The organism is Acinetobacter sp. A2 (assembly GCF_048537555.1).
Classification (GTDB): Bacteria; Pseudomonadota; Gammaproteobacteria; order Pseudomonadales; family Moraxellaceae; genus Acinetobacter.
In genome coordinates, this window is record NZ_CP183239.1 from 1,024,529 (window position 1) to 1,036,522 (window position 11,994).

The window sequence follows — 11,994 nt, forward strand, 5'->3', positions numbered from 1 at the left end:
AAATCCGTATTCAGTTTAGTGTTGATCATTTTATGGATCCCTGTGACTTCCGCGCGCGCTGCTGAACATTTTCAAATTGATTATGAAAACCTACAGCAAGGTCATGATGGTATTACACGAATTGAACGATATTCAAATCTGATGATTCGTGATCAGGGCAACATTCTTATCAAACGTTTAAATAGATTGCCTAGTGACTCTTATAACGATATAGGCAAGCATCAACATTTTGATATTTCAAATATGTCCATCTGAGTAGCTAAGCAGCCTAGAACCAAGAATTTGACCATTCAATTAATTGACTTTGATGCAAATCAACGTATTCATCTTCATGAGATTAATCAGGAAATTTTGGGCTTTCGTAATTGTTGGGAGTGTTACTCCTCTCTTTTACCACAATCAACAACACCGAAGAACAATATAAAAAATGAGTACACTCATCTAGACTATGATAGTCAACGCGATATTGTTACAAATTATAAATCTACCCATCATAAAGGCTATAACTCTTTCAAAGTAAAGCCATTACCATCTCAAGAAATGGATTGGGACAAATTGTATAAACTTAATTTAAAACAGTATGATGACTTTAGTGATTGATCTGTTCAGAAAGCATATATATTTCTATATGTTCAAAAAACTGCAGCCTATAGTGTCGTACAACTCAGTATAGACAGAATCTGTTCGCTCATCAGATAGAAATTGATTGGGTAAATCACCATGGATTTATGAGTCACTAGCGATATTCTTTGTACCGCTCATATCTTCAGTGTTACAGCATCTAATGAGTTTATTTTACAAATGATTTTAGATGCAATTGTGGATGGTATCTAGTACTAGGGATCAATACACCGATCAAGCCGATTAAATGCCCAATACAACTTGATAAGGTTTAAATCCTTCAAGTACAGCTTCAGAAACCAACTGGATAAATGCTTCAGTTTTTCCATAAGCCATCCATTGATCTAGGGCCTCATAGTAGGCCAATCGGTTTTCAACTGTTATTACACAAGCGGGATAACCAGCTTTAAGCAATTCAAGATTCATCAATAGACGTGATGTACGTCCATTACCATCAATAAATGGATGAATACCAACAAAATCTGCATGTACTTTAGCAGCACGTTCAATTGGATGAAGTTTATGTGCTTCTGAATGGTACCAATCGACTAATTGAGCCATTTTGTCATTTAGCAATGTATAGTCTGGCGGTGTAGTCGTAGCCCCTGAAATTAATACGTTTTGCTGACGATAGCGACCTGCATTCTCATCATCAATATTTTTTAAAATGAGTTGATGGATATTGCGAATTTGCCATTCAGAAAATGGTTCTTCTTTTCGAATAATTTCTTCAACGTAATAAATAGCGTTTCTATGGTTAATTGCCTCGAAGTGTTCTCTTAATGCCTTCCCACCGACAGTTATGCCTTCTAACACGACTTTTGTTTCTAGCAATGTAAGTGTATTGCCTTCAATTGCATTCGAATGATAGGTCCATCGTACAATAAGATCTTCTTGTAAATTTTTTACTATTGCTGGTGATAGGGGGCGATGCTGATCTAATTTATTTTTTAAATCATCAATAATTTCAAACATTACCTTGTCCCTGAATGTGTCTAAAAGAATGATACATCAAAAAAGAATATTGAAGAAATGCTATGTTATATCGTTGCTATTTATAGTGCTTTTAATATTGATATAATCAGTACATCATTTCAAATCCTGAATTAGGATTTGAACAAGATTTCTAAGTGATTCAATACACTAAATCTGATTTGGATCAAAATTTGGTCAATAAATTTCAAATTAGCAATTTGAAAAAAGTAAATAATATTTATACGGTATTTTTTACGGTAAAGCTCAATGGCCTTTTGTTTTTATTAATGTAAAACAATATGATAGCAGCAGAGTTCGGTGCGCGCTGAGCGCACCAAATTTCCATAAAAGAAAAGCACAACCTAGCTGAAATATAAAAATACTTGAAAAGTATATAAAAAATTAAGATAAACGTTCGATGCTATTTGCCATAGCGTGTTTGATTATTTCAGCCTATAAAGCTCACATATTTTAAAAACTCAAACATCTGAGGGCTGCTAGATGGGCTATATCGTTAAACTCATACCAGAAAATCTTTATTTTGTGCCACATGATAATGAAATTGGTACAACAGAATTTCGAAGTAAAGCGGTTGCTGAAGGTTTATTTTATGACTATGCAGCAGCTACTGCTATGGCGAAAATGTATAACAAAGATATGGTGCAAGATGTTGATTATGAAATTGAATTGATAGAGTAAGAATTTAATTAATTTTTTACTGAGGTTGCATTGTAGTTATATATATTTTGCTTGTTGTGGCAAGCGCATAAAATTATGCAGTAAATACCAAACTAATCAAGATGATTTGTGCTGAGCAATCGTATTGAAATGTAGTAGGGCCTTGTGGCGATCAAAAACTTTACCTATATTAAAACTACAGTAGGTCATTCAATGAAATAGACGCTACGATGAAGTTGGACGGATCAATGACAGCTCGTTGAGTTTGCAACATAGGTTCAAACAATAAATCAGCACTAGCCTTCCAACATAAAAAAGCTCGCAGCAATGCGAGCTTTTTCTATGCTAGAATAAAAACCAAGCAACTTTACAGTGATTTTGTAAGTTGTAAATAAAATTTTAAAAAATATGATGTTGAAATATAACGATAATTAAATTGTTCTTTAAAAAATTACTACATTGTCAAACAATTTAACATCTCACTTTTTTAAAAAATTTATAAGCTATGGTATAAAAAATTTCCGTCAAGAAAAAAAAGGGAACAACAATGACGCAACTAGTCGATATTAAAGTTAAGGACCAATTCAGCCATATTTACGAAGCAAAGGCATTGCTGCGTAATATTCCAGAAAGCTCATTGGCCGCGGGTTTGGCACTTTTCCACAAAATTGAACATATTATTGTAGAAGGTGAAGTGATTTTGCCAAGTATCGAACTTTTATTTGAAAGTCGTGAATCTGACAGTATTTTCCGTGTTTTGGAGTAAATTTTTGTGATTCCAAGATTCGTTTAAAGAAGCTCACCTTGATGAGCTTCTTTTGTTTTGGGTCGATATTTTTTACAGAAGCAAATGCAGCAATATGCTGACCAACTTTATTATTAAAATATCAATCGATTCGATTTGATCATTTGCCATTTTCAATCAGCTGAATACTTACATCGTATTTATCAAATTCTTGAATAACTTTCTGAATGACTGTTTGTCCTATTGAATCTTTGGCCTGAAAACTAATTTCCTGATTCGTCTGACTATCAAAACATTCAATTTGCTGAATTTGCCATTGCTGTGCGTCAGCGCTTTGTTGAATCACAATTCGACGAGGTTGCAGTTGTGCAGAAATTTGACGTGGCAATACATTAGTGATTGCCAGTTGTACTTGATGCTCTTGGTCTTTCGGGCTTAAAAAGGTAATAACCCAATTGCCCACTTTGCTTAATTGCATTGGATTGTCGTAAGCATCAAACTCTAAAAAAAATGCATTGCCCATGCCTAAACCCTAGCTTCAACAATTTTGGATAATCCCTATATCGCTGATTTGGATTGCTTAGAGCTATGCATCTAAAGTCTTAGTTTATGCTGGAATACTATACTTACAGTCTATTTTAGATTTCAAATCTATATGAAAAATAATAAAAAATAGAATAGACCTAAGTTTATTTATGGTTTTTTAATCGTTTAAAAGACTTAGAGTGAATTAAAAAAATCTAAGCGTTAAGTAGGATTAAGTTTCTGTAAAGAATAATTAATTTGCTGCAAAACTCGATTTAACTCTTTAGGTGGCAAACGTGTTTCTTGCAAAGAGGTAATCCATTGCATTTGGCATAATTTTAAACTGCGAATATCTTGCGATTGTAAAATGCGCTGAATTAATTGCTTGGCCATGAGTCCGCAATGACGCTGCAAAGTATCCATCATTATAAATTTAACATCTTCAAAACTTAAGGCTGAAATTTCTAGTTGAGCTGCTTCATGCTGTGCAGTTTTTTCTTCTACCACTGTTTCTGTGGATGTTACAGCTTCGGCGTATGTTTCTGTATTTACACGTGGTGGGGTAAGGTGTAAATGTTGTGTTTGAATCGGCGCTGCCAAACTTTCTGCATGAGAGGGCTGGGGAGCACTGGAAAGATGAGTTTGAATTTCAGTTTGAAAAACCTGCGGGGTAGAAGTAGTTTCTGCTTGATGTGTATTTTCGATTGTTGCTGTAAGTGTTAAGTCTGGGGTTTCATCAAGCGCAGCAGGCGCAATGAGTTGCATATCTAAAAGCTGCTCAATGAGTTCAGGTGGTGCAAGGCGTTGCTTGAACTGATCACCCAATAAATCAAAATCTTCAGTACCTATGAGTACCAACAAACGACGTTGGCGTGCATTTAAATCACGAGTGCGTTGTTGTAGAGCATCTAAACCGAGTTGAGTTTTTTGATAATTAAACATGACCTTAATTTATTCCCCAATAAATTAAGGCACAGCTTAAATGTTGATAATTACATTAATATGAACAATTTATGACAAGTAAATGCAATAAATTTCACTTGAAATTTTTATAAGGTTTGAATGCGGGTATTTTCTAAGGCTTTGCGTAAGTATGGGTCTAAATCTTCCTGACGTAATAACCATTGCACATAATCTGCAGGGAGTTCTGCAATTGCAGTTCCACGATGCTTACCAAAATTAATGATTTGTGGAATACGCGCTTCTTCAGAAACGACATACAATTCTTCAAGACTTTTAATTTGAAGTTGATGAACTTCATGCATTAAAATATTAGCCGTTAAAATAATATCCATATCGGCACGGTGCGCTTTTTTAATCATGTCTCGGGCTTTTTCACTGCCTTTGGTTATCATGTAAATTAAGGCTGAAATATTGTGTGCTTCGGCATTCGGCCAAACACGACGTGCCAACGCAAGCGTGCAAATTGCTTTGATATTACGGGTATCTACACCACATTTTTCCAATGCACGAATATCATAATCAATATTGTGACCGATGATATAAGTCGTTTCAGCAGGCAACTCAAAACTGCTGTAGTGTGGTTGACCGACCAAATCTGACTCTAAAATATGATGAACTGCCATTGCTGCAAATGAAATCGGTTCATCGACTTGATACAGCTGATCGAAAATTTGACTTTTATCTAAGCTGATTTTTCCATCTTCAATTTGAATAGGGGCATAGGCAATCTCAATCGGTTGACCATTTAAGGTATGGGTTTCGGTGTCGAGAATAATGGCTTGCATGTCCTGATTCGCTTACTGAATGGTGAAAAAAAGCAATCTAACATTTGCATGTGCGTATGACAAATTGAATTGGATTGATGTTGGATATTTGATGTGTGATGAATCTTTCGTTTGTTTGTAAGTATTTAATTTTAAATAAAATACATTTGCATATTAATTTTCCTAATCTTGCTTGAATTGCTAAAAAAGCGTACAACTATAAATTGCGAAGGACGCATACATAACAATATTAAGAGAAGGGCGAAGCAATGAAAAAAATATGGCTAAGTGTGGCTTTGGCCAGCAGTAGTTTGTTGTTAACAGCATGTAATGATGATCATGACGATACTAGCGTTGTAGTAATTGATGATGGTATTCCGAAACATAGTATTATCAATCCTTTGGTGCTTACACCTAAAGCTTATGATGCGTCAGATATGTCAGCAACAGCAGCGGAAAGTGTCATAATGACCTATAAAATGTTAGGGGTAAATGGAAATGAAGTACAAGCGACTTCTTTGTTATTTACACCTAAAACAGCACCACCAATCACGGGTTGGCCTATTGTGGTTTGGGCTCATGGCACGACAGGTGTGGCAGATGATTGTGCACCGAGTAAAGCACCTTTAAATATGTATATTAAGGGGATGATTGATCAATTACTGGCAGCAGGTTATGTCGTGGTCGCCCCAGACTATGAGGGTTTAGGTGAGCCAAGTGAAAATGAAGCCCATCCTTTCTTAAACTTGCAGAGTGCTGCATTTTCTATTACAGACGCGGTGGTTGCAGCACGTAATTATTTGGGTAATCAAGCCGCTAAACAATGGATGACTGTAGGACATTCGCAAGGTGGACATGCTGCATTAGGGGCTGCGCAGTATGCTTCACGTGCTCAGTTGGATTATAAAGGTACGATTGCGATAGCCCCTGCTTCTAATTTAGCTGCGATTTTGACCATGGGAGAACAGCAGGCAGCTCAATTAACAAATTTAGAAGCAAAAATTAATACTTTAGCTATGCTGGATACATATACAGCACTGATTACGGCGGGTCTAAGAAATAAAAATCCTAGTCTAAGTTATCAGCAAGTGTTTAAATCTCCAACTGATGGGATTGCTGCACTTGCAGACACTGAATGTTCTGATATTTTAGGTGTTAAACTAGGGGTGGCAATGGGGCAATACGCTGCTGGAAATGAGTGGAGTATCGATGGGTATCCTCGGACGCAACCGAATTTCTTAAGCTTGGCAGATGTGAGTCAATTTTTATCGAAAGATTCACAACCATTACAAGTCAAAGTTAATCAGCCAGTTATTATTTACCAAGGTGGAGCTGATGCGGTGGTACCTAAAGTTGCAACAGATTTATTGTTGAGTGGTGCAGCAGCAAAGCAATCGAGTATTCAATATCATGCAGAAGCAACTTGGGATCACCACACGGTCTTAACAAATAATATTGAATATATCGTTAATGATGTAAAAGCTTTAATGCCTATTCAATAAGTCTTTGAATACCGATATAATATTGAGTTGATCTGAAATAGCTCGTGTTTTATCTGAAACATGAGCTATTTTTATGTAAAACTGAGCAAAGTTCATTCTCTCAGTTCGCAAACTTTATGCTACAATACGCGCCAATCTTAGCACGGCTTAAAAGCCCTAAATTAATAGGACCTCGCTAATGTTTGCCAATATTTCTATTGCCGAATTTGATCCAGAATTAGCTCAAGCGATCACCAATGAAGATGCGCGTCAAGAAGCTCATATTGAGTTAATTGCTTCTGAAAACTACTGCTCACCTGCAGTAATGGAAGCACAAGGTTCAAAACTTACCAATAAATATGCAGAAGGCTACCCAGGCAAACGCTACTATGGCGGTTGCGAGTATGTAGATATTATTGAACAACTGGCGATTGACCGTGCTAAAGAACTCTTTGGTGCAGATTATGCTAACGTTCAACCACACGCAGGTTCTCAAGCAAACTCTGCAGTTTACTTAGCCTTACTTAACCCAGGCGATACTGTATTGGGTATGAGCTTGGCTCACGGTGGTCACTTGACACATGGTGCAAAAGTAAGCTTCTCTGGTAAAACGTATAACGCTATTCAATATGGCTTAAACCCAGAAACTGGCGAAATTGATTACGAAGAAGTAGAGCGTTTGGCGCTTGAACACAAACCACGCATGATCGTTGCGGGCTTCTCTGCGTACAGCCAAATTGTAGATTGGCAGCGTTTCCGTGACATCGCAGACAAAGTAGGCGCATATTTATTCGTAGATATGGCTCACGTTGCGGGTCTAGTGGCAGCAGGTGTTTATCCTAACCCTGTTCAAATTGCAGACGTAACGACCACTACTACACACAAAACATTACGTGGTCCACGTTCTGGTCTAATCCTTGCTAAAGCCAACGAAGAGATCGAGAAAAAATTACAATCTGCTGTATTCCCAGGTAACCAAGGTGGCCCATTGGTACACGCAGTTGCAGCAAAAGCGATTTGCTTTAAAGAAGCAATGGCGCCTGAATACAAAGCTTATCAGCAACAAGTTGTGAAAAATGCACAAGCAATGGCTGAAGTTCTTATTGAACGTGGCTATGATGTGGTATCTGGCGGTACGAAAAACCACTTGTTCTTGCTTTCTTTAATCAAGCAAGATATTACTGGTAAAGATGCAGATGCATGGTTAGGTGCGGCGCACATTACTGTTAACAAAAACTCAGTACCAAATGACCCACGTTCTCCATTTGTAACCTCTGGTATCCGTATTGGTACACCAGCAGTAACTACACGTGGTTTTGGTGAAGCTGAAGTGCGTGATCTTGCAGGTTGGATTGCAGACATTCTTGACAGCAAAGGTGACGAAGCTGTAATTAATACTGTAAAAGCAAAAGTTGAAGCTGTTTGCGCGAAATTCCCAGTTTACGCAAAATAAGCACATCCTTGAGAAAAGCCCCTCAAGGGGCTTTTTTTTATGGATGTAAAAAAATGATTCTTCATTCAATAAGCTGAATTTCTGTTATAACTTAAGCGTATTGAATATGAGGGTAGATAAGCTGATTGATTCAGTGTTTGTCTAATGACAGGAATATAAGTAAATGATTAAACCAAAGATTATTATTTCAGAACAAGATTTGCATCGTTTAGAAACAATGCTTGAGCATCAACCAAAATTGACGCCTACGATGCAACATTTAGAAGATGAGTTAGCACGTGCCGAAGTCGTTGCTCCTCAAGACGTACCTGCAAATGTAGTGAGTATGAATGCCCGTGCGTTGATTACCATTGCACCTGCAAAAGAACCGACTGAAATTACCTTGGTTTATCCACATGATTTTAAAGGTGAGAAAGGACAGGTGAATGTGGTTGCACCTGTAGGCACGGCCATTTTAGGTTTAGCTGAAGGGCAAGAAATTGAATGGCCACAGCCAGACGGTCATTTGATGAGAGTCAAGATTGAGAAAATTCTGTATCAACCAGAGCGCGAAGGGGATTATTTATAATCCTGCGTTTGGAACATTCAAAGGCCATGTAGATCATGGCTTTTTTATGCACTGAAATTATCAATTAGGCTTTAACACATGGATGAGTGAGCATGAATATTAATTAGCCTTGAATGCAGATCGAAATAAAAAATTGCAAAATATTACATGACCTTAGCCATAAAACACGTACTATAAAATCAGAAACGAGGGTTGTATTGGTCTATGTCTCAGTTTGAAATTTTACCAGCCTTGCAAGATATTCCAGTCGATCGTACTGAGCTATTGGCTATTCAGCGTAATGACTTGGTGCCTTTGCTGAATGATCAATATCGTTTAAATCATTATGCAGATCAGCTGATTCAGGCACAAGCAGTATTGTTGGATGGTGTAGATCCGCATTTAACCCAACAATTGAGTGCGACCATTGAGCAACTCATACAAGCCTTGGGTAATTCTAAAAAAGTGTTGAAGCAACGTAAGTTCAATGCGCTGCAAAAGTGGCTGGGTATTGATTTGGAATATGGTGCAGGGCAGGTGCAATACTATAAGCATCTAGATGTTTTGTTACAGCAAGCAGATACGCTGAGTCAGAAGCTACAAATTGAGATTCAAAAGTCCCAATCACGTTTTCAGCAGCTTATTGGTTTACGTGAGCAAATGGCCAAATATATTCAAGCGGCTGATGAATTTTTATTGGAATATCCTAAGTTTGTGCGTAATCAGCATCCCTTAGATAATTTTAACGAAAGACTGACCAAGAAAATTTATAGTTTAAAGACGTTGCAAAGCAGCAATGATATTGCCATTACACAAATGCAACTTTCACAGCAACTTTCTTTTAGTTTGTTAGACCGTTTTAAAGAAGCACAACAGGTGTTGATTCCTGCATGGCAATATCATGTTAAACAAAGTCAGCAAAGTGGTTCGCACAGTCAGTTAGAAAAGCTGGATCATAGTCGTGAACATTTAATTAAGAGTTTAAGAAAATCCTTAGAAAAGCCTGCGCAATCGTAATGCGTTCAGTCTTGCACTATAGAGAGGTAAAAATATGTCAACTTCTGAGCAACATCAGCTATCTGTCCAAGTGAGTGATGCGCAGGCTGAACAGCAGTTTCAGCAACTTAATTTGCAGGAAATTGGTTTGCAGGCTGAAGATTTTCAAGAGGTATTGGCTGTGCGTAAAGAGTTGAGTGATTTGAATCATCATGCAGTTGCAGAATATGGAAAAAATATTGCCAGTAAAACCTCAGCTTATACCGATGAGCTTTTAGGCTTAGTACAAAATAAAGATTTAGATGTGACTGGGCAGAAGCTGAATCAGGTGGTGCAGGTTGCACAGCAGTTAAATACCAACAGTATTTTAAATCCACAAAAAAGTAGTGGTTTCTTAGGTGGTTTATTCAATAAACTCAAAGGCGCTAAGCAAAGTTTTGATCAAAATTTTAACAGTACCAAAGAGCAGATTGATAGTTTAGTCACTGAAATTGAAAGCTCACAAAATGGTTTAAAAACCCGTGTAAACACGCTTGATCAAATGTTTCAGGGTGTGCAGGATGAATATAAGCAACTAGGAGTTTATATTGCAGCGGGCAAACTAAAGCAGCAGGAAATTCAGCAGCAACTCGCTGAATTTTCAGCACAACCCCAAGACCAAACCACAACGCAAAAAATTTATGACCTGAATCATCTTGCCAATAATTTGGAAAAACGGGTCAGTGATTTACAAGTGTTGCAGCAATCTGCCATGCAAACTTTACCTATGATTCGGATTATTCAGTCCAATAATTTAATGTTGGTCGATAAGTTTTATGCGATTAAGAACATTACTTTACCAGCGTGGAAAAACCAGATCAGTTTAGCAATTTCTCTAAACGAGCAGAAAAATAGTGTGCAGTTGGCCAACAGTATTGATGATGCCACCAATGAATTGCTACGCCGTAATGCAGACTTATTACATCAAAATTCTGTAGATACCGCCAAAGCCAATCAACGTTCGGTGATTGATATTGAAACCCTTGAACACGTACAAAATACCCTCATTAAAACGGTTAATGATGTGATTCAGGTGCAAAAAGAGGGGATGCAAAAACGTGCTGAAGCAACTACACGTCTGCGTGCTTTGCAGGATAATCTGAATCAACTGGTCATTAGTTCCAGTCAACATTCAGGCCATTAATGGGCAGGTATTGTAAATTTAATCTGAAAATTGCTGAATAGGAGTTTAATTTTGCCACCACTCGATGAATATGCCATCCAGCCACAACAGTTGCAAACAGGTGTTGTGGCATTACAGCAGCGCCAAAAAAAGCTGGGTATTTTGGCAGTAGTGTCTATGACACTTTTGCTAGCATCGGTGATCGGCTTTTTTATTCAGCAAGACGTAATTTACAGTTTTTTTGGCTTAAGCACTGAAGTTCAGCAGTTACACATGCCAGCAAGTGTGGATGCGACATTAGCCAATTTAGGGCAGCAGCCTGATTATTTTTTTAGCTTGTTGTCTTGGTTTGGCTGGCTGATACTGAAATTATCGGTCTCATTCATTGGCGCATTTTTCCTTATTTATTTGCTTAAAAAAATACGTTTTTTTTATATTCGCTTTCAGTCTTTTGTGCTGAAATTTGTAGGCTGGTTAATCAGTTTTATTGTGTTATGGTCGGCTTTGAGCTATGTACAGCATGATCTGCAAGATGATACGCAGGATGTGTATGCCAAAATTGTGCATTATGAGCGCAATATTCAGGAAAGCGAACTGGCACGTTATTTACAAGAGGCCGACCTTGCTGCACCAGTGGAAGCCTATTTGTTGGCACAAACTGCGCTGATGCATCATCCTGCAGATAAAGATGCAGCTATTCCACAAGTGCTGAATTTGGTTAAAGCAGAACAGCTAGACCCTCAGTTTTTACATTATGGCTTTAAGCCTGAGCAGTTATGGACGATGCAGCAACAGGTTTATGGAAAAGCACTAACGCCTATGGCACAAAGTGTAAGTAAACAAGTGCAGCAAGCCGAACAATTCAATACAGTGGCACATTATCTTAGTCTTGCGCTCATTGTTATGATGGCAATTGTTTCGGCATTTTTGTGGTTTTTATCATGGCACTTGCAGCAGCGCATCTACCGTATTCAACAGCGTTTAGAATAAAGTAGGATTAAAACGTGATTTCGTAGTAATCGCTTCAGCAGTCACACCTAAATTATGTTATTGTGAAATATGAATGATTTAGGTGTAGTTGCTG

At 37.6% G+C, this 11,994-nt stretch carries 14 protein-coding genes; 10 read left to right on the forward strand and 4 right to left on the reverse strand.

The window, feature by feature from the left end; genetic code table 11:
• Positions 1-42 precede the first annotated feature (42 nt).
• Together ACNS8M_RS04800 and ACNS8M_RS04805 are read left to right on the forward strand one after the other, a co-directional pair.
• Positions 43-255: a hypothetical protein gene (locus ACNS8M_RS04800; RefSeq protein ID WP_419225239.1), complete on the forward strand. Its 213-nt coding sequence runs from the start codon at positions 43-45 to the stop codon at positions 253-255.
• Between the two features lie 27 nt (positions 256-282).
• Positions 283-600, forward strand: a complete 318-nt coding sequence (locus ACNS8M_RS04805) for a hypothetical protein (RefSeq protein ID WP_419225240.1) — start codon at positions 283-285, stop codon at positions 598-600.
• A gap of 264 nt (positions 601-864) precedes the next feature.
• Here the strand turns inward: ACNS8M_RS04805 and ACNS8M_RS04810 are convergent, their stop codons facing one another.
• Positions 865-1,596: a Fic family protein gene (locus ACNS8M_RS04810; RefSeq protein ID WP_286381450.1), complete on the reverse strand. Its 732-nt coding sequence runs from the start codon at positions 1,594-1,596 to the stop codon at positions 865-867.
• Positions 1,597-2,097: 501 nt separating this feature from the next.
• Here ACNS8M_RS04810 and ACNS8M_RS04815 point away from each other — a divergent pair.
• Positions 2,098-2,295 carry a hypothetical protein gene (locus ACNS8M_RS04815; RefSeq protein ID WP_168461177.1) on the forward strand — a complete coding sequence of 66 codons (198 nt, stop codon included), beginning with the start codon at positions 2,098-2,100 and terminating at the stop codon, positions 2,293-2,295.
• A gap of 526 nt (positions 2,296-2,821) precedes the next feature.
• Positions 2,822-3,040, forward strand: coding sequence for a hypothetical protein (locus tag ACNS8M_RS04820; RefSeq protein ID WP_168419226.1), 219 nt, complete (start codon positions 2,822-2,824; stop codon positions 3,038-3,040).
• 139 nt (positions 3,041-3,179) lie between these two features.
• Here ACNS8M_RS04820 and ACNS8M_RS04825 read toward each other — a convergent pair whose 3' ends face one another.
• The 3 genes from ACNS8M_RS04825 to ACNS8M_RS04835 form a co-directional block, all read right to left on the reverse strand.
• Entirely contained in the window at positions 3,180-3,542 is a 363-nt protein-coding gene (locus ACNS8M_RS04825; RefSeq protein ID WP_168419227.1) for a hypothetical protein, read from the reverse strand.
• 224 nt (positions 3,543-3,766) lie between these two features.
• Positions 3,767-4,486: a hypothetical protein gene (locus ACNS8M_RS04830; RefSeq protein ID WP_419225241.1), complete on the reverse strand. Its 720-nt coding sequence runs from the start codon at positions 4,484-4,486 to the stop codon at positions 3,767-3,769.
• Positions 4,487-4,593: 107 nt separating this feature from the next.
• Positions 4,594-5,292, reverse strand: a complete 699-nt coding sequence (locus ACNS8M_RS04835; protein WP_325781610.1) for an exonuclease domain-containing protein — start codon at positions 5,290-5,292, stop codon at positions 4,594-4,596.
• Between the two features lie 248 nt (positions 5,293-5,540).
• Between ACNS8M_RS04835 and ACNS8M_RS04840 the strand changes: the two genes are divergently transcribed.
• From ACNS8M_RS04840 to ACNS8M_RS04865, 6 genes are all read left to right on the forward strand, one after another.
• Positions 5,541-6,773: an alpha/beta hydrolase gene (locus ACNS8M_RS04840; RefSeq protein WP_419225242.1), complete on the forward strand. Its 1,233-nt coding sequence runs from the start codon at positions 5,541-5,543 to the stop codon at positions 6,771-6,773.
• A 178-nt stretch (positions 6,774-6,951) separates the two neighbouring features.
• Positions 6,952-8,205 (forward strand): serine hydroxymethyltransferase, encoded by a 1,254-nt coding sequence (gene glyA, locus ACNS8M_RS04845; protein WP_019836649.1) that lies wholly within the window; start codon positions 6,952-6,954, stop codon positions 8,203-8,205.
• A 163-nt stretch (positions 8,206-8,368) separates the two neighbouring features.
• Positions 8,369-8,773: a nucleoside diphosphate kinase regulator gene (gene rnk / locus ACNS8M_RS04850; RefSeq protein WP_168461171.1), complete on the forward strand. Its 405-nt coding sequence runs from the start codon at positions 8,369-8,371 to the stop codon at positions 8,771-8,773.
• Positions 8,774-8,977: 204 nt separating this feature from the next.
• On the forward strand, positions 8,978-9,769 hold the full coding sequence (locus tag ACNS8M_RS04855) for a tellurium resistance protein (protein ID WP_168461169.1): 792 nt from the start codon (positions 8,978-8,980) through the stop codon (positions 9,767-9,769).
• 34 nt (positions 9,770-9,803) lie between these two features.
• The gene (locus ACNS8M_RS04860; RefSeq protein WP_168461167.1) at positions 9,804-10,931 is read left to right on the forward strand and encodes a toxic anion resistance protein; all 1,128 of its coding nucleotides are present in this window, start codon (positions 9,804-9,806) and stop codon (positions 10,929-10,931) included.
• Positions 10,932-10,982: 51 nt separating this feature from the next.
• Entirely contained in the window at positions 10,983-11,900 is a 918-nt protein-coding gene (locus ACNS8M_RS04865) for a hypothetical protein (RefSeq protein WP_168419234.1), read from the forward strand.
• Positions 11,901-11,994: the final 94 nt, after the last annotated feature.